Source organism: Salmonella sp. SSDFZ69 (assembly GCF_004010755.1).
Classification (GTDB): Bacteria; Pseudomonadota; Gammaproteobacteria; order Enterobacterales; family Enterobacteriaceae; genus Salmonella; species Salmonella enterica.
In genome coordinates, this window is the sequence record NZ_CP034831.1 from 4,295,804 (window position 1) to 4,313,734 (window position 17,931).

22 protein-coding genes are annotated in these 17,931 nt (G+C 52.3%); all 22 read left to right on the forward strand.

Features of this window, described 5'->3' with window-relative positions:
* The 22 genes from EOS98_RS21235 (at position 1) to EOS98_RS21340 (ending at position 17,751) form a co-directional block, all read left to right on the forward strand.
* The gene (locus EOS98_RS21235) at positions 1-606 is read left to right on the forward strand and encodes a lytic transglycosylase domain-containing protein (protein WP_127821204.1); all 606 of its coding nucleotides are present in this window, start codon (positions 1-3) and stop codon (positions 604-606) included.
* A gap of 12 nt (positions 607-618) precedes the next feature.
* Positions 619-933 carry a membrane protein gene (locus EOS98_RS21240; protein WP_000777266.1) on the forward strand — a complete coding sequence of 105 codons (315 nt, stop codon included), beginning with the start codon at positions 619-621 and terminating at the stop codon, positions 931-933.
* 158 nt (positions 934-1,091) lie between these two features.
* Entirely contained in the window at positions 1,092-1,547 is a 456-nt protein-coding gene (locus EOS98_RS21245) for a Gp37 family protein (protein ID WP_000449439.1), read from the forward strand.
* Positions 1,544-1,741 (forward strand): hypothetical protein, encoded by a 198-nt coding sequence (locus EOS98_RS21250; RefSeq protein ID WP_000875313.1) that lies wholly within the window; start codon positions 1,544-1,546, stop codon positions 1,739-1,741. Before EOS98_RS21245 ends, EOS98_RS21250 begins: the two co-directional genes overlap by 4 nt.
* Positions 1,731-3,158: a phage tail sheath family protein gene (locus tag EOS98_RS21255; RefSeq protein ID WP_000729848.1), complete on the forward strand. Its 1,428-nt coding sequence runs from the start codon at positions 1,731-1,733 to the stop codon at positions 3,156-3,158. The genes EOS98_RS21250 and EOS98_RS21255 overlap by 11 nt, the downstream gene beginning before the upstream one ends.
* Positions 3,158-3,682, forward strand: a complete 525-nt coding sequence (locus tag EOS98_RS21260) for a phage major tail tube protein (protein WP_000907494.1) — start codon at positions 3,158-3,160, stop codon at positions 3,680-3,682. The genes EOS98_RS21255 and EOS98_RS21260 overlap by 1 nt, the downstream gene beginning before the upstream one ends.
* Positions 3,683-3,733: 51 nt before the next feature.
* Positions 3,734-4,051, forward strand: coding sequence for a phage tail assembly protein (locus EOS98_RS21265; protein WP_001003640.1), 318 nt, complete (start codon positions 3,734-3,736; stop codon positions 4,049-4,051).
* Positions 4,011-4,139 carry a GpE family phage tail protein gene (locus tag EOS98_RS21270; protein ID WP_001185654.1) on the forward strand — a complete coding sequence of 43 codons (129 nt, stop codon included), beginning with the start codon at positions 4,011-4,013 and terminating at the stop codon, positions 4,137-4,139. The genes EOS98_RS21265 and EOS98_RS21270 overlap by 41 nt, the downstream gene beginning before the upstream one ends.
* 96 nt (positions 4,140-4,235) lie before the next feature.
* Positions 4,236-6,602 (forward strand): phage tail tape measure protein, encoded by a 2,367-nt coding sequence (locus tag EOS98_RS21275; protein WP_126524368.1) that lies wholly within the window; start codon positions 4,236-4,238, stop codon positions 6,600-6,602.
* Positions 6,602-7,555, forward strand: coding sequence for a phage tail protein (locus EOS98_RS21280; protein WP_000271428.1), 954 nt, complete (start codon positions 6,602-6,604; stop codon positions 7,553-7,555). The genes EOS98_RS21275 and EOS98_RS21280 overlap by 1 nt, the downstream gene beginning before the upstream one ends.
* A complete protein-coding gene (locus EOS98_RS21285; protein WP_001269716.1) occupies positions 7,555-7,764 on the forward strand; it encodes a tail protein X in 210 nt (69 codons plus the stop codon). Before EOS98_RS21280 ends, EOS98_RS21285 begins: the two co-directional genes overlap by 1 nt.
* The gene (locus EOS98_RS21290) at positions 7,752-8,795 is read left to right on the forward strand and encodes a phage late control D family protein (protein ID WP_126524369.1); all 1,044 of its coding nucleotides are present in this window, start codon (positions 7,752-7,754) and stop codon (positions 8,793-8,795) included. Before EOS98_RS21285 ends, EOS98_RS21290 begins: the two co-directional genes overlap by 13 nt.
* A gap of 9 nt (positions 8,796-8,804) precedes the next feature.
* On the forward strand, positions 8,805-9,527 hold the full coding sequence (locus EOS98_RS21295; protein ID WP_000679392.1) for a phage baseplate assembly protein V: 723 nt from the start codon (positions 8,805-8,807) through the stop codon (positions 9,525-9,527).
* Positions 9,528-9,854: 327 nt separating this feature from the next.
* A complete protein-coding gene (locus EOS98_RS21300; protein WP_000593184.1) occupies positions 9,855-10,217 on the forward strand; it encodes a GtrA family protein in 363 nt (120 codons plus the stop codon).
* Positions 10,214-11,143 carry a glycosyltransferase family 2 protein gene (locus EOS98_RS21305; RefSeq protein ID WP_000703634.1) on the forward strand — a complete coding sequence of 310 codons (930 nt, stop codon included), beginning with the start codon at positions 10,214-10,216 and terminating at the stop codon, positions 11,141-11,143. The genes EOS98_RS21300 and EOS98_RS21305 overlap by 4 nt, the downstream gene beginning before the upstream one ends.
* Positions 11,143-12,690: a DUF6056 family protein gene (locus EOS98_RS21310; protein WP_126524370.1), complete on the forward strand. Its 1,548-nt coding sequence runs from the start codon at positions 11,143-11,145 to the stop codon at positions 12,688-12,690. Before EOS98_RS21305 ends, EOS98_RS21310 begins: the two co-directional genes overlap by 1 nt.
* Positions 12,691-12,853: 163 nt before the next feature.
* The gene (locus EOS98_RS21315; protein WP_001093501.1) at positions 12,854-13,213 is read left to right on the forward strand and encodes a GPW/gp25 family protein; all 360 of its coding nucleotides are present in this window, start codon (positions 12,854-12,856) and stop codon (positions 13,211-13,213) included.
* A complete protein-coding gene (locus EOS98_RS21320) occupies positions 13,204-14,319 on the forward strand; it encodes a baseplate J/gp47 family protein (RefSeq protein WP_126524371.1) in 1,116 nt (371 codons plus the stop codon). The genes EOS98_RS21315 and EOS98_RS21320 overlap by 10 nt, the downstream gene beginning before the upstream one ends.
* Positions 14,312-14,941 (forward strand): phage tail protein I, encoded by a 630-nt coding sequence (locus tag EOS98_RS21325; RefSeq protein WP_126524372.1) that lies wholly within the window; start codon positions 14,312-14,314, stop codon positions 14,939-14,941. Before EOS98_RS21320 ends, EOS98_RS21325 begins: the two co-directional genes overlap by 8 nt.
* Positions 14,942-14,943: 2 nt before the next feature.
* On the forward strand, positions 14,944-16,689 hold the full coding sequence (locus EOS98_RS21330) for a tail fiber protein (RefSeq protein ID WP_126524373.1): 1,746 nt from the start codon (positions 14,944-14,946) through the stop codon (positions 16,687-16,689).
* 4 nt (positions 16,690-16,693) lie between these two features.
* The gene (locus tag EOS98_RS21335) at positions 16,694-17,299 is read left to right on the forward strand and encodes a DUF4376 domain-containing protein (protein ID WP_126524374.1); all 606 of its coding nucleotides are present in this window, start codon (positions 16,694-16,696) and stop codon (positions 17,297-17,299) included.
* Positions 17,296-17,751, forward strand: a complete 456-nt coding sequence (locus EOS98_RS21340) for a hypothetical protein (RefSeq protein ID WP_023203255.1) — start codon at positions 17,296-17,298, stop codon at positions 17,749-17,751. Before EOS98_RS21335 ends, EOS98_RS21340 begins: the two co-directional genes overlap by 4 nt.
* Positions 17,752-17,931: the final 180 nt, after the last annotated feature.

The window sequence follows — 17,931 nt, forward strand, 5'->3', positions numbered from 1 at the left end:
ATGCGTTATCAATACGTATGCCTGGTCTGCGCTATGACTTTCTTGCCTGCCGATGCTGCCGAACCGCCGCGCGCTTCTCTGCAATGGAGCAACGAAGTGATTCGTACCGCGCGCGAAATCTGGGGGCTTAACGCCCCCGTTGCGGATTTTGCCGGGCAACTACATCAGGAATCCGGCTGGGCGCCTGACGCGCTTTCTCCGGCTGGCGCGCAGGGTATGGCGCAATTTATGCCTGCAACGGCAAAATGGGTAAGCCAGTTGTACCCAGCGCTTCGCGAGAACAAGCCGTTTAATCCCGCCTGGGCGATACGCGCGCTGGTACAGTATGACCGCCAGTTGTGGAAAAGCGTGTCAGCAAAAAATAGCTGCCAGCGAATGGCTTTCACTCTGAGCGCCTATAACGGCGGGCAAGGCTGGGTTAACAGAGATAAAAAGCTGGCCGCCGCAAAGGGGTTGGATGCGTCCATCTGGTTTGAACATGTAGAACGCGTTAACGCCGGGCGCAGCGCCGCAAACTGGCGCGAGAATCGTCACTACCCCAAAGCGATTTTATACCAACATGCTCCCCGTTATTTGCAATGGGGGCAGGCTAGCTGCATTCATTAATCAGAGGGAGTAATGAAACTCAGTATCGATTTTTGGGAAGTCATCTCCCTCTTACTTTCGTTTGTTGGATTAATGTTTGCCGCTGGTAAACTTCTGCTGGCGCAAATTGAAAAACGGCTGAATGAACGTTTTGAAGCACTGGAAGCTGCCCGGCGCGAATCAGAAGCGGGCTGGTCCAGGCTGGAGAGAGAATTTCTGGAATTTCGCGCCGATTTACCGCTGCATTATGTCCGCCGCGAGGATTATCTTCGCGGCCAGGCCGTTCTGGAAGCAAAACTGGATGCGCTATATAGCAAAATAGAACTGATTCAACGAGGGAACCATTAAACAAATCCCCGCCGTTTATACGCCGGGGATTTTTTATTCGTTTTAACTTTTTTCTCTAAAGGAGATTAAAAGATTCCTGATGCCTGATACATCAAAATACGTCTGAACGATAACGAAGAGAGAATATTATCTCTCCCGGTAAATCAAGGAAAGCGTATATGGAAACATTATCTGTTGTACATACCGTGGCGAATAGACTACGTGAATTAAACCCTGATATGGATATACATATTTCATCAACCGATGCGAAAGTATATATCCCAACAGGACAGCAGGTAACGGTATTAATTCACTACTGCGGTTCGGTTTTTGCCGAACCAGAAAATACGGATGCCACGGTACAAAAACAACTAATCCGGATTTCCGCCACTGTTATTGTTCCGCAAATAAGTGACGCGATAAACGCGCTGGATCGTCTACGTCGTTCGTTGGGGGGCATTGAACTTCCCGACTGTGATCGTCCGCTCTGGCTGGAAAGCGAAAAATATATCGGCGACGCCGCAAACTTCTGCCGTTACGCCCTGGATATGACCGCCAGCACCCTGTTTATCGCGGAACAGGAAAGCAAGGACTCCCCCCTGCTGACAATCGTTAATTATGAGGAAATTCAATGAAATATATCTACAGTGGCCCGGCAAGCGGCGTCACGCTCGCCGACGGTCAGGAAGTCTTACTGTGGCCCAATAGCGAAATCTCGCTGCCGGAAGATAACGAGTGGGTAATCACCATGATTGCCCGCCGTCACCTGGCGCCAGTGGTTACGCAAGAAGTAGAAACTAATGAAGAGGAAATTGTCCATGGCAGCTAATTACCTGCACGGTGTAGAGACCATTGAGATCGAAACCGGCCCACGTCCGGTTAAGGCGGTTAAATCTGCGGTTATTGGTCTGATCGGCACCGCGCCATGCGGCCCGGTTAACCAGCCAACGCTGTGCCTTTCTGAAAGCGACGCGGCGCAGTTTGGCCCAGGCCTAGCAAATTTCACCATCCCGCAGGCGCTGAAGGCGATCTACGATCACGGCGCGGGGACGGTCGTGGTGATTAACGTGCTGAATCCGGCGGTACACAAAAGTACCATTCCCAGTGAAACCGTGAAGGTTGATGACAACGGTCAGATTCAACTCAAGCACGGGGCCGTGCAAACGATGAACATTGGCCGCAGCACGAACGCCGGAAACGCTTATATCAAAGGCACCGATTACACCATTGATATGCTGACCGGTAAAATCACCTGCATGGGGACCAACCTGAAACCCGGCGTTCAGGCCTATGTAAATTATACTTACGCGGACCCCACCAAAGTGACTGCCGCCGATATTATTGGCGCGGTAAACACCGCGGGTGACCGTACCGGCATGAAGCTGTTACAGGACACCTGGAACCAGTTTGGTTTTTACGCAAAGATCCTGATTGCGCCGGTCTTTTGTACGCAAAACTCGGTCGCCGTTAAGCTTATCGCTCAGGCAGAAGCGCTGGGAGCCATTACCTACATTGATGCGCCCATCGGCACGACTTTCCAGCAGGTTCTGGCAGGGCGCGGCCCGCAGGGGGCGATTAACTTCAATACCAGTTCCGATCGCGCGCGTCTGTGCTATCCGCACGTTAAAGTGTACGACAGCGCGACGGACAGCGAAGTCCTGGAACCGCTCTCCTCCCGCGCCGCTGGCCTGCGTGCCAAAGTGGATCTGGAAAAAGGCTTCTGGTGGAGCAACTCCAATCAGGAAATTCAGGGCATTACCGGCGTAGAGCGCTCGCTGTCAGCGATGATCGACGATCCGCAAAGCGAAGTGAATCAACTGAACGAAAACGGCATCACCACCATCTTCAACAGCTATGGCTCCGGTTTGCGCCTGTGGGGCAACCGTACCGCTGCCTGGCCGACCGTTACTCATATGCGTAACTTTGAGAACGTGCGCCGTACCGGTGATGTGATTAACGAATCCATTCGCTATTTCAGCCAGCAGTATATGGATATGCCGATTAATCAGGCGCTGATCGATGCGCTAACCGAATCGGTGAACACCTGGGGCCGCAAGTTGATTGCCGACGGCGCGCTGTTGGGCTTTGAATGCTGGTACGACCCGGCGCGTAATGAACAGACTGAACTGGCCGCCGGGCATCTGTTGCTGAGCTACAAATTCACCCCGCCGCCGCCGCTGGAACGTCTGACGTTTGAAACCGAAATTACCTCTGAATATTTAGTTTCTCTGGAGAGCAATCGCTAATGGCTGGAAAAATTCAAATTAACCGTATTACCAACGCCAATATTTATCTTGATGGTAATAATCTTTTAGGTCGCGCGAGTGAAATTAAACTGCCTGACATCAGCATGATTATGCAGGAGCATAAAGCGCTGGGGATGGTCGGTAAAATTGAGCTACCTGCCGGTTTTGACAAACTGGAAGGTGAAATTAAATGGAACTCGTTTTACCACGACGTCATGCGTAAAACGGCAAACCCGTGGCAGGCGGTGGCATTGCAGTGCCGCTCCAGCATCGATTGTTATAACTCGCAGGGTAAAGCGGATCAGTTAGCGCTGGTGACGCATATGACCGTAATGTTTAAAAAGAACCCGCTGGGAACGTTTAAACAGAATGAAAACCCGGAATTTAGCAGCGCCTTCGGCTGCACTTATATTAAACAGGTGGTTGATGGTGAAACGCTTCTTGAACTGGATTATCTGGCGAATATTTTCCGCGTAAATGGCGCGGATCAATTAAATGCCTACCGCAATAATATTGGCGGTTAATTACTTCGGGGCTACGGCCCCGAATTTAACACGACGAATAAGGACTACACCATGAACGAAAAATATACCCTGCAATTCCCGTTTACCTCCGCCGCCGGGGAACGTATCGACGTTCTGCAATTACGTCGCCTGAAGGTAAAAGATATGCGCGCCGCGCGCCGCGCCAGCGATAAACCGGAAGAGTGGGATGAGCCGCTGATGGCGGCTATGACCGGGCTGGTAACCGAAGACCTGGCAGAAATGGATCTGCTGGACTATCAGGCATTGCAGAAACGATTTCAGGCCATGCTTAGCATGGCTACAGAACCCACAGCAACTGTGGCAGGCAATGGCGCTGCTGGCGAGGTGGTTTCGCTTTCCGCCCAGTGAAATTGACGCGCTGTCGGTTGACGATTTTACCTGCTGGCTGGACGAAGCCAGCGCGCAAATTAAACACGAATACGACTCGCAGGCTTAATGCCTGCGGGTTTCCTGACCCAAGCCCGGTTCACTCCTTCCCTGTCCTTTTTCCGGCAAGCAGCCTGTTACCGGGCAACTTATACGAGACACTATTTTGGCCAACGACATTATTACTCAGCTTCAGGCGCGTAATGAGACGTTGACGCAGGCAATAGCCCGTTACGGCTCACTCAACGCCAGCACGCTGCACACGCTCAGCTTTGAGCAAACAAAAATCACCCGGCTTACGCAACAGCTCGCTAACTCCGCCCTTCGCCGGGAAGAGAACGATAAACAGCGCGCCGGGTTGCTGGAAAAAACACAAACGTTCGCCGGACAGCTCGGCAAGCTCCTGAACGTTGAGACTCCCGACTGGAAGCTGCCTTACGAATTTCAGGGCAACATGGTCGATATGGCGGCGAAAGGCGGTATGGATAACACCGCGCGGGACGCTCTGAGCCTGAATCTCCGCGACTGGAGCCTTGATTTCAATCAGGATCAAAAAGATCTGCAAAGCGCCGCCGCCACGATGATCGAAGGCGGCGTCAGCGCATTGCAGGATCTTAGCCGCTACATGCCCGATATCGCCAAAGCCGCGACCGCCTCCCGCGACAGCGCGCAAAGCTGGGCGCAGGCGGCTCTGGCCACTCGCGACAAACTGAACATCGCCCCTGACGACTTCCGTTTTGCGCAAAGTATGCTGTACAGCGTGGCAAAAAGCGGCGGCGGCTCCGTTGCAGAACAAACTCAGTGGATTAATGCCTTTGCCGGAAAAACCGGCGCTCAGGGGAAAGAAGGCATTGCGGAACTGACCGCAACGATGCAAATCGCCATGAAAAACGCCCCTGACGTAAGCGTGGCGGCAGCGAATTTCGACCATTTCCTGAAATCCGCCTTCTCGAAAGAGACGGACAGTTGGTTTGCCCGTCAGGGCGTGGATCTTCAGGGATCGCTGCTGGAGCATCAGCAAAACGGGATCGGTGTGACGGAAGCGATGGCCCACATCGTGCAGATGCAACTGGAGAAAATGAACCCGCAGATCCTCGACACCTTCAGGCAAACCATGAAGATTGAGGATCTTTCCGCGCGCGGCAACGCGCTACAGGCCATGACGGAGAAATTTAACCTCGGCGCGATGTTCGGCGATGCGCAAACGCGGGATTTTCTCGCCCCGATGCTGGCGAATATGGACGAATATCGCCAGCTAAAAGCCTCCGCAATGCAGGCGGCGGAGCAACATTTTATCGATGATGACTTCGCCGCGAAAATGACATCGCCCGGAGAACAGACCAAAGCGTTACAACTTTCACTTAACGATCTGTGGCTGACCGTCGGTATGGAGCTGATGCCCGCCATTGGCGAACTGGCGCAAAGCATCACGCCGCTGGTGCGGCAGTTCAGCGCCTGGCTGCGGGAAAATCCGGCGCTGGTGCAAGGGGTCGCTAAAATCGTTGGCGTTATCTGGCTGTTCAACGGGGCGCTGAATATTCTCAGGCTGGGAGCAAACCTCATTGCGTCACCGTTTATTCGCCTGATCGATATCTTCCTGAAGGTCAAAGCCGGTCTGGCGCTGGGCGGCGGCAGTCGCGCGCTGTCGGTTCTGAAATCGTTTGGCAACGGTGCGAAAAGCCTGGCAACGCTGCTGGGTCGGGGTCTGGTGAGCGGGCTACGGCTGGTCGGCCAGACGTTTATCTGGCTGGGCCGGGCGCTGCTGATGAACCCTGTCGGCCTGACTATCACCGCTATCGCAGGCGCCGCCTATTTACTTTATCGCTACTGGGAACCGATTTCCGGTTTCTTTGCCGGAGTCTGGGAGCGCATCAAAACCGCCTTTGACGGAGGCATTGCCGGCGTCACGCGTTTGATTCTCGACTGGTCGCCGCTGGGGCTGTTTTACCGCGCCTTCGCCAGCGTACTGGACTGGTTTGGCATTGAACTCCCCGCCAGCTTCAGCGAATTTGGCGGCAATATTCTCGATAGCCTGATCAACGGCATTCTGAATGCGCTTCCTTTCCTGAACGGGGCGATTGAGAAGATAAAAGCGCTGATCCCCGACTGGGCGAAAAGCGCGCTGGGCATCAGCGCTGAAATGCCGTCTGTCGCCGCCGCCGTCCCCGGTATTGCCGGAACAATGGTCGCGCAACAGGCCAGCGCGCCGCTGGTATCGGGAGCGAAAGCGGTGACAACGCCGCTGGCGTCCACGGCCAAAACGATGGCCTCGCCGCAGCCTGTGAAGACGAACAGCGCCGCCACGCCGCCGACGCCAGCCGCGCTTCCCGGCAAATCCGGCGGGAAACCTTATACGCTGCCCTCCCGCGCGCAAAGCAACGTGCAGGTACACTTTTCCCCGCAGGTTACCGTGCAGGGAAGCGGCGCGAATGCCGCCAAAGATATCAACAATGTGCTGTCGCTGAGCAAACGCGAGCTGGAGAGAATGATTAACGATGTCATGGCGCAACAACGGCGCCGGGAGTACGCATAATGTATGCCGTATTAGGCGAAATAGAATTTGACGTCGTCGCTTACTGGGACGAATTTGAAAGCACGATGGGCGTGGATTATACCAGCCATGCCCGTATTGAAGGGAAACCGGGCGTGCAATTTATCGGCGATAAGCTGGACAAAATCACCCTGAAATTCAACTTTCATAGTCAGTATTGCCAGCCGACCACCGAGCTGAACCGTCTGCGGGAAGCGATGACCGCGCACCAGGCGATGGCGCTGGTGTTCGGCAACGGCGATTATCGCGGCTGGTTCGTGATTACCGATCTGACCGCTACCCACCAACACACCGATCCTTACGGTAACGTCATTGCCCAGGGCGGCAGTTTGTCGCTACAGGAGTACACCGGCGATCCGAAGAGCCCGTTGCTGCCTCCGGCCATCACCACCCAGGAACCGAACATTGACGAGATGTTGGATGAGCTTCCCGACGTTAGCGATTCCTGGTTCGATGAACTGATGAGCGCCGTTGAAGAGGGTATGCGTGAAGCCAAAGAGATGATGGATGAGGTGGCCGACGCCATTGATGACATCAAAAAAACGATCGCCCAGGCGAAAGAACTGGTGAAGGAAGCCAAAGCGCTGAAAGAAAAATGCGGCGATATCGTCGATTCGCTGAAAAAAACCATGAGTTCGATAGACGCGCTGTTCCAGCAGCCGCTGGATTTGCAAACGCTGGCCGGGCTGCCGAAAGCGCTGGCGGCAAAAATGCAGGAACTGATCGACAGCCTGCCGGGGATCCGCGAATGCGCGGGCGATGCCGGCACGCTTATCGAACACGCTGAATCGCTGTTTGACGCTATCACCAGCAGCGTCGCGGAAGCGACTTACGACAGCGCCGCGACGCTGGTCAATCAGGCGCGCGGCACGCTGCAAACAAGCGCCCCTGACGTGAGCCAGCTTGCCGCCGCCGATATTACGAGGAGTCTGTAATGCGCTACCTTGAACATGTCACCACCGACGGCGAACGCTGGGATAATCTCGCCTGGCGCTATTACGGCGATGCGCTGGCCTACGAACGCATCATCGCAGCCAATCCGCACGTCGCTATTATGCCGGTTTTACCGTCAGGCGTGCGGCTGATCATCCCGGTTATCAGCGTCACGCAAACGACCCCGGAGCTACCGCCATGGCTGAGATAACGGTATCCGGCGGGGTGTTCGCCACCCTGACGCCCATTTTTACCCTTTGGTACGGACATAAAGAGATCACTTACGACATTGCGCCTTATGTCACCAGCATCAGTTACAGCGACAGCATTAAAAACGAGTCGGATGTTATTGCCATTGCGCTAGAAGATAGCGCCGGGCGCTGGGTAAACGAATGGTATCCGGGAAAAGGCGACACGCTGGCGCTGCGCCTGGGCTACCAGGGCGAAGATCTGCTCGATTGCGGACTCTATGTCATTGATAAAATTGATATCAGCGCGCCGCCTTCGACGGTCAATATCGACGGTATCGCCACCTCGGTCAGCAAAGCGCTACGCACCAAAAACAGCCAGGGCTTTGAGGAGACGACGCTTTCCGCCATCGCCAGTCGCATCGCGCAAAAACACGGTTTAACGCTGGTGGGCAAGATTGCGCCGCTGACGATTGATCGGGTTACGCAATATGCCGAAACCGACGTGGCGTTTCTCAAACGGCTGGCGAGTGAATATGGCTATACCGTGAAAGTGACAGCGACGGAGCTGATCTTTTCGCATCTGCCGACGCTGCGCTGTCTGGCGCCGGTGAAGACGCTCAGGCGGACGGATATTTCGCACTACACGTTCAAAGATACCATCAACCGGATCTACAAAAACGCCACCGTGCAGCATCAAAATAGCAAGCAAAAAGAACTGGTTATCTACACCCATGACAGCCAGGAAAAGACCTCGGCGCGCGGTGCGGCGACCAGCGCCGATACCCTGAAGATTAACAGTCGCGCTCCGGATACCGGCGCGGCGCAGGCTAAAGCCAATGCCGCGCTGGACAGCCACAACGAATACCAGCAAACCGGCACGCTCAGCATGATGGGCTGCCCGCAGTTGACGGCGGGCAACAAGATAGAACTGAGCGATTTTGGCGTACTTTCCGGGCAGTGGCTGATTGATAAATCCATGCACAAACTCACGCGCAGCGGCGGCTACACTACCGAAATCGACATTTCACGCGGACCGGCAACCAGCCAGTAAGGAGACAATATGAAAGGCGTTACCCGCCAGACGGGGATTATCAGCGATATTGATGAGGCGGTCGTGCGCGTCAGAGTCACTCTACCGGAGTGCGATAACCTGCGCAGTAACTGGCTTGCGGTGCTGCAACGCAACACACAGGACAACAAAGATTACTGGTTGCCGGATATTGGCGAACAGGTGGAAGTGCTGCTCGACGACAACGGCGAGGATGGCGTGGTGCTGGGCGCGGTCTACTCCAGCGTGGATACCGCGCCGCTGGCCTCGCGCGACAAGCGCTACGTGCAGTTTTCCGACGGCGCGGCCTTTGAATATGACCGTGCGTTACACCAGCTCACCGTCAACGGCGGCATAGAAAAAATCGTCATTGAAGTGAAGGAACGTACGCAGCTTACTTCACCGCAAGTAGAGGTCAGGGCGCAGCACGTCACGGTGATATCAGAAACCGTAGACGTGGCGGCCACCTCCGTGGGCGTCAAGGCGGTAGATGTCAACGTGGAAGCGCCCCATACGGGCATTAAAGCGCTGAATGTCACCGTCGATGCGCCGCTCAGCACCTTTACCGGCGACGTTACCGTGATGAAAAAACTCACCTGGCTTGGCGGTATGGCAGGCAGCGGCGGCGTCGGAAACAGCGCGGTGATTACCGGCAACGTGAATGTCCTCGGCAACGTTAACGCCAGCGGTTCAGTGATGGACAGCGGCGGCAACTCCAACCACCACTCTCACTAACCTGCAAATTGCTGCTGGATGGTGGCTTCGCCTTATCCAGCCTGCAAAAGGTGCATAAACACCGGCCCGGTAAGCGCAAAAGCGCCACCGGGCAAATTGCTGGAGGATATTTATTTTCAGCGCAACGTGATTAGTCCCTTTTCGCGCGCTATTTCCGATGAAAATGTAATCACTTTGCGCTGCAAATATTGCATATATGTATATTGGAAAACTAACGCTATTTTTTACTTTAACTTCGCCCTGTTTACATAAAATCTGCTGTTCAGGAATGATCCTCTCAGTTTTGTCTGGTAGACTTCGCTGAATTACAACTTCTTGATTGCTATAATGATAAAATTATTTATAAAGTACGTTTCGATAGGCGTACTTAATACTGCTTTGCACTGGGCTATCTTTGCCCTTTGCGTCTATGGATTTCAAACAAGTCAGGCTTTGGCAAACGTAACGGGCTTTGCTGTCGCTGTCAGTTTTAGTTTTTTCGCTAACGCCCGGTTTACCTTTGGAGCCAGCGTATCAACCGGACGTTATTTGCTGTACGTCGGTTTTATGGGCGTGCTGAGCGCTGTCGTGGGATGGACAGGCGACAAGTGTGCTATGCCTCCCATTTTTACGCTCATTGTATTTTCCGCAATTAGCCTTATTTGCGGATTTTTATATTCCAGATTCATTGTTTTCAGGAATGAGAAATGAAAATTTCATTAGTGGTTCCCGTCTTTAATGAAGAGGACGCGATCCCTATTTTCTATAAAACGGTCAGAGAATACAGTTCACTTAAACCTTATAACGTTGAGATTATCTTCGTTAATGATGGGAGTCACGATGCGACTGAATCAATCATCAGCGCATTAGCTGTTGCCGATCCTCTTGTTGTTCCGATCTCATTTACCCGCAATTTTGGTAAAGAACCTGCACTTTTTGCCGGATTGGATTACGCGACCGGAGATGTGGTGATCCCTATCGATGTTGATTTACAAGATCCCATCGAAGTAATCCCACATTTGATCAATAAATGGCAGGCTGGTGCAGAAATGGTGCTAGCTAAACGTATCGATCGTTCAACGGATGGCCACCTGAAGCGTAAAAGCGCTGAGTGGTTCTACAGGCTGCATAACAAAATCAGTACGCCAAAGATTGAAGAGAATGTCGGTGATTTTCGATTGATGTCGCGCGAGATTGTAGAAAATATCAAGCTATTACCAGAACGTAACCTTTTCATGAAAGGTATACTTTCATGGGTTGGAGGTCAAACAGATGTTGTCGAATATGCCCGTGCTGAACGTGTCGCAGGTAGCTCAAAATTTAATGGCTGGAAACTCTGGAACCTGGCGCTGGAGGGGATTACAAGTTTTTCTACTTTCCCTTTGCGTATCTGGACGTATATAGGAGTGAGCGTTTCTGCCCTCTCCCTGATATATGCCATGTGGATGATCATTGATAAATTGATGTGGGGAAACCCTGTTCCTGGTTATCCTTCGCTTATGACCGCGATTCTCTTCTTAGGCGGCATCCAGCTTATCGGCATAGGCATCATGGGTGAATATATCGGACGCGTTTACACGGAGGTGAAGCAAAGACCCCGCTATATCGTGAAAAACAAAAAAACAATGATGGAATAATGATTACTATGCTCAAGATATTACCGAAAACGGCGATGATACTACTGGCTTTTTTGGCCATTTTTCTTATTGAATGGTATACCCCCATTCACTCTGATGATTACCGCTATTACCTTTTAGGAATTTCGCCGGAATCACATTTTCATCATTATATGACATGGAGTGGCAGGATTATAGCTGATTACACCAGCGCACTCATCCTGTATACACGTTCTCAACTCGTGTATTCCATCAGCGCTGCCGTTTCGACACTGGCATTTTGTTATTTCATTGTGAAGATACCCTCAGGTACATTACGCTGGAATAAATCCGACTACTTATTATTCCCACTAATATTCTTCACTTACTGGATTTCGAACCCGAATTTGGGTCAAACCACTTTCTGGATCGTTGGTGCTGCGAATTATTTGTGGACGAATCTGTTCGTTGTTGCATGGCTGTTCTTCTTTTACACCATAACAATAAAAAACAGTAAAGCGATCAGCCCGTGGGTTGCATTACTAAGCTTTATGGCAGGCTGTTCCAATGAAAGCGTCTCACCTTTCGTCTCGCTTATTTCTGTTCTGGCCATTGCATACGAGTTATGGCAAAACAAATCTGTTTCGCGCAATAAGATAGTTTATAGTCTCTGTGCAATCGCAGGTTCATGCGTATTGATACTTTCTCCGGGCAATTTCATCCGCGCCAGCGGCAAAGAATTCTGGTATGGAAGGCCGATTTTTGAACGTATTTTCATTCACTTAACAGAACGCGTTCATAACCATCTGGCGCTGATCTGGATAGCTTATGTTGTTTTGTTATTGCTGGTCTTACTGGTCATATTCAATAAGCAGATTCGCGCCAAAATTGATAAAACGTCCCTTATCTGCGCTGCGTTAGTCGTATGTATAGGTATTAGCACTTCCTTAATCATGTTCGCGTCGCCGTCCTACCCCGATCGGGTTATGAACGGTACGTTTATGTTTTTCCTTTTAGCTATCTCCTTCATCGCTTACGCCCTGTTGAAAAGTGGCGTTAAGGCTGGAGTCGTAGGCGTAACTGCCGTGACTGTACTCTGTGGTATCGTATTCCTTTGGTCCTATTCATTGATGCTTAACGGTTATAAAAAAACGGCCGGACAGGAAATCGTAAGACAAAAAATCATTACTAAAGAAATAGCGGCAGGTAAACAGAAGTTTATCATCCCTGACTATTATTTCGTCAAGTTGCAAAATAGCGGTGGTCATTTTGGTTTATTCCATGATCCTGCTGTTTACGGCGAGTATTATCATGTACAAGCTATTTTCAAAAAGAAAATCAATTTTGATTATTCTGTAATCGCTAATGGAGCGAAGCACAGCCTTCCCAATGAAACGACGGCTTATAGCAACACCCGCGGGGATTTCGCTATTATCAGCCGGGAGCAGCTAACGGGTTCGATCACACTCTCGGTTAATGGACGGCAGAAAACGATTCCAGTTGAAAAAATGAAGCACGCAGAAATCAATGATGAATTCTGGTACTACGCTTCTGTAGGCAAAGGTGAAATTACAGCAATTTCATTTTAACTTTACGTAAAACGCGATCTTCGCCATTTAACAAAATGTGCATCAACACAGGCCCGGTAAGCGCAGAAGCGCCGCCGGGCAAAACACATTCTGACCCCGCCATCAATTATTTCCTTAAAGCGCTTTAATATCTCTCCCCCCGCCGGAAGGCGAAAATAGCCTCATGAACACGAAAACACGACCCTCGACCCTGCACTGGCAACCTGCCTTGCAACGTCCTGAAGAATACGTCTGCGGGCTGGATGATATTCATCAGGCAATACACATCATTCTGCGCACGCCGCGCGGCAGCGATCCCCACAGGCCGCTTTTTGGCAGCAATCTGTGGCGCTACATCGATTACCCGATCGAGCGGGCCATTCCGCACGTTGTTCGCGAATCGGTGGAAGCGATTCGCATGTGGGAACCCCGCTGCCGGTTGCTGAAGGTGACGCCGACGATTGACGGTGAACACCTGACGTTACGCGTGCAATGGCGCGCCGCAGACGGCGTAATCAACTCAACGGAGGTGTTATGGCGATAGCCGAACCCGACTTTATTGACCGCGATCCCGCGCAAATCACCAGCGAGATGATTGCGCAATATGAAGAAGCCAGCGGTAAAAAACTCTATCCGGCGCAGGCTGAGCGGCTGCTCATTGACCTGTTTGCTTATCGTGAAAACCTTGTCCGCATCGCCATCCAGGAGGCGGCGAAGCAAAACCTGGTCGCGTATTCCCGTGCGCCGATGCTGGATTATTTAGGCGAGCTGGTTGGCGTTCACCGTCTGCCCGCTCAGGCGGCGAAAACCACGCTGCAGTTTTCTGTTACTCAAGCGGCTAAAAGTAACCTGGTGATTCCACAGGGTACCCGCGCCAGCGCGTCGGATAGCGTGATGTTCGCCACCGACGAAGATGTTCTGTTGCCTGCGGGCAGCCTGAACGTTGCGGTAACTGCAACCTGTGTAGGAACCGGTGAATCCGGCAATAACTGGCAGCCTGCGCAAATCAGCGCGCTGGTGGATCGGGTAGGCAATTACGATCTCAGCGTCACCAATCTGACGGCCTCAAGTGGCGGCTGCGGCGAAGAGAACGACGACGCGCTACGTAAACGCGTCCAGCTAGCGCCGGAAAGTTTCAGCAACGCGGGCAGCTATGGCGCCTATCGCTTCCATACGCTCTCGGTCAGCCAGTCGATTATCGACGTGGCAGTGCTGGGGCCGGATGAAGGGCTGGCGGAAGGCTGCGTGGAACTCTATCCGCTGACCCTGAACGGTCTGCCGGGGCCAGAGCTTCTTGCCCAGATCGAACGGGAGGTGAGCAAAGAGAAAAAGCGCCCGCTAACCGATAAGGTGAGCGCTAAATGTTCTCCGCGCGTACCTTATCAGATCCGCGCCCGGTTGACGCTGTTTACCACCGCCGATCAGGAGACGACGCTTGCCGCCGCGCGTGAAGCGATTAATACATGGACGCGCTCGCGCCAGACCCGGCTGGGCCAGGACATTGTGCCAAACCAGATAATTAAAGTGCTGCAGGTTGATGGCGTTTACGACGTGGCGCTGGATATGCCCGCGAAAAAGGTATTGCAGGCACACGAATGGGCGGAATGCACGGCCATTGACGTGACGATTGCCGGGGTCAGCGATGGATAAACTGCTTCTGCCGCCGCTGGCCAGCGACGAATGTTTTTCGATTCTGGCGAATATTGCCGCCGAACGCTTTGCGCAAATCGACCTGACGGCGTTGCTGGTCTATCTGGTGGATATCGTTGATGCCTCGGCACTGCCCTCGTTGGCCGGGCAGTTTCATGTTCAGGGGCTTGAAGGCTGGCTATTTGCCGCCAATGAACAGGAGAAACGAGAGTTAATTAAACAGGCGATTGAACTGCATAAATATAAAGGAACTCCCTGGGCCGTTCGCCGCGTACTGGAAATATTATCCTTACCCGGCACGATTTCCGAATGGTTTGAGTATGGCGGTAAGGCTTATTTTTTTAAGGTTGAAATTGAGCTAATTAACCAGGGCATGGATGAAAATCTGTTTAATAACCTGGTCGATCTTATTCATGAGTATAAGAACGTGCGCTCAAAGCTGGAAGCGTTAATTGTCTGGATAATTAACCAAAGCGCTATTCCTGTTATCGGCAGCGCGCTTTACGGTGGAGAAATAACGACCGTCTTACCCTTCCAGGTTCTGGAAGTTCAACAAACTAAACCGATCTATTTCGGTACAGGGCAATGGAGCCTTGAAATTACATCTATTTACCCGGAGTAATTATGGATAATGAGTTTTATACCCTCCTGACCGACAGGGGAATGGCGAAAATCGCCAGCGCCCTTGCGGACAAAAAACAGCTACATCTACAAAAGATGGCGGTTGGCGACGGCGGCGGACAATATTATGAACCGACCGCCAGCCAGGCCAAATTACGCCACGAAGTCTGGCGCGGCGAGATGAATACGCTGACCGTTGCGCCGAATAATCCCAACTGGCTGATTGCCGAACTGGTACTGCCGGAAGAGATTGGCGGCTGGTACGTACGTGAAGTGGGCGTATTCGACGACGAGGGCGAGCTAATCGCCATCGGCAAGTTCCCGGAATCCTACAAACCGCTGCTGCCCGGCGGCTGTGGCAAGCAGGTTTGTATCCGCCTGATTATGGAGGTCTCCAACACCACGGCGGTGACGCTGACGGTCGATCCGAGCATCGTGCTGGCGACGCGCGACTATGTGGATGCCCGGCTGGACGAGCATGAACATTCGACAAATCACCCGGATGCGACATTAACGCAGAAAGGCTTTACGCAGCTCAGTAATGCCACCGACAGCGATGACGAAACCAAAGCGGCTACGCCAAAGGCGGTAAAAGCGGCGATGGCGGAAGCGCGTAATCACACGCATACCTGGAACCAGATTACCGGCGTTCCGGACGGTACGCTGACGCAAAAGGGGATTGTTAAGCTTAACAGTGCGACGGACAGCACCAGCACAACGGAAGCGGCAACGCCGAGCGCGGTCAAGGCGGCGATGGATAAGGCGAATGCGGCAGCTCCGGCGAACCATACTCACGTCTGGAACCAGGTTACCGGCGTCCCGGACGGCACGCTGACGCAAAAAGGGATTGTGAAGCTTAATAGCGCCACCGATAGCACCAGCACCACCGAAGCGGCAACGCCCAGTGCGGTCAAGGCGGCGATGGATAAGGCGAGTGCGGCGGCCCCGGCGAACCATACTCACGCCTGGGGGCAGATCACCGGCGTCCCGGACGGCACGCTGACGCAAAAAGGGATCGTGAAGCTTAATAACGCCACCGACAGCACCAGTACGACGGAGGCGGCGACGCCGAGCGCGGTAAAGGCGGCGTATGACAAGGCGAGCGCAGCGGCTCCGGCTAATCATTCCCATTATCAGTTTTTTACGGCTAACGGTACGTTTACGGTACCTGATGGGGTGACTCAGGTCTTTGTGGAAATGTTAGGAGGCGGTGGAGGTGGTGGAGGTGGAGGGCATACGAGTAATACAGATGGTCTTCTCTATTGTTCAGGTGGTAATGCTGGCAAAAGTGGAGAGCCAGAGATTGCTATTGTCCCCGTTATTGCGGGAAATAATTATCCAGTAACCGTGGGGGCTGGGGGCGCTAGTGGGGCTGGTGGTGTATTACCTAATAGCAACCCTACTGGAAACGTGGTGCAAGTAGGACAGGCTGGGAATTCTGGGATCAACGGTGGAAACTCAATTTTTATAGATGTTGTCGCCAACGGGGGGGCAGGAGGAGCGGGAGGCATTGTTCAGTCAAGAATACCTTTAAGCGGTTCTAACCAGTTGGACTCTATATCAGGTGGTAATGCTGAAACTACTTTCTTTGGGAAAGGAGGAACTGGCGCAGTTTTATCTAACGGAAGCAATGCGAGTGGCTACGGAGCTGGAGGTGGTGGTGGAGCGTCGGTTAACAGCTTAAATATAGCCTTATCAGGATACGCTGGTGGACGCGGTTCTAGCGGTTTTGTAAAAATCTCATGGTGAATATATGACTCAATATGCATATTACCATCCGGCAACCTTTGAGGTTATAGACTGGATTGATACTTCTTCATTAAACGTAGTGTTACCTGACTCAGTAATTTCTATAGATGATGAGCAGTGGCGACTAAGAGATAAAAATTGTTGGGTGTGCCTTAACCCTCTTGAATTTATTACTACACCGCCACCCGGAAAATTTTACCGATTACAGGGAAACGAGTGGGTATATGACGAAGCGTTATTTGTCTCAGCACTTGAAAGTGTAAAAGCACAAGTTATACAGGCAATCAAAGCTCACCGTGATGATGTTACCGCCGATTATATCGTTATCGACGGCAACCATTTCCACAGCGATGCTAACAGCCGTATTCAGCAAATGTCACTCACCAGAATGGGTCAGGCAAAGCAGATTCCGGCAGGGTTAATGTGGCAGACCAAAAATAACGGTTTGATTAAACTGACCAACGACATCGCCGCGCAGTTTGAAACCGTCACCGTGGATCACGATATGCGCCTGTTTGCCAACGCGCAGCGGCATATTGCGGCGGTAGAGGCGCTGGAGGATATCGAGGCTGTGCTCGACTACGACTACTCATCAGGCTGGCAGCCATGAGTCAAACCACCGTCTGGCTCGCTTGCTATAAGGGGCGATCGGAGTATCGCGGCATCGCCAGGTTTGCCGACTGGCTCACGCGCAAAGTCACGCGCGGTATCTACTCTCACTGTGAACTGGCGGTGGCGCACGGCGGTAATGAATACCTCTGCTACTCTGCATCGTTTCGCGATCGCGGCGTGCGGGGAAAGATAATACCGTTACCGGACGATAAGTGGGATAAGCTACCGTTAAAGGCCACGTTGCCGGAAGTGGAGGCCTTTTTCCGCAAACATAACGGCAAACGCTATGACTGGCAGGGCGCGCTCGGTATCGCGCTGTATAACCGGGAGCGCAAAGATAAACTGTTTTGCAGCGAGTTTTGCGCTGAATTTCTCGGACTAAACGATAGCTGGCGCTACTCCCCCAGCCACCTTTATGCCTTAGTCAGTAGCTGGCAATACGATTGTTGAATCTCTCGCCGGGTATAAAGCCCGGCGGTGTTGAATTAAGTAATACCCGTTAGTATTTATTTGTTAGCATCAAATGTTCAGTTTGCATAGCAAATGAAGTATTATAAAAAACCATCTTATAGTATTTTTACCAATTGATACGTGAACCTCCTACGATAGTAACATTTATTTAACAAGTTA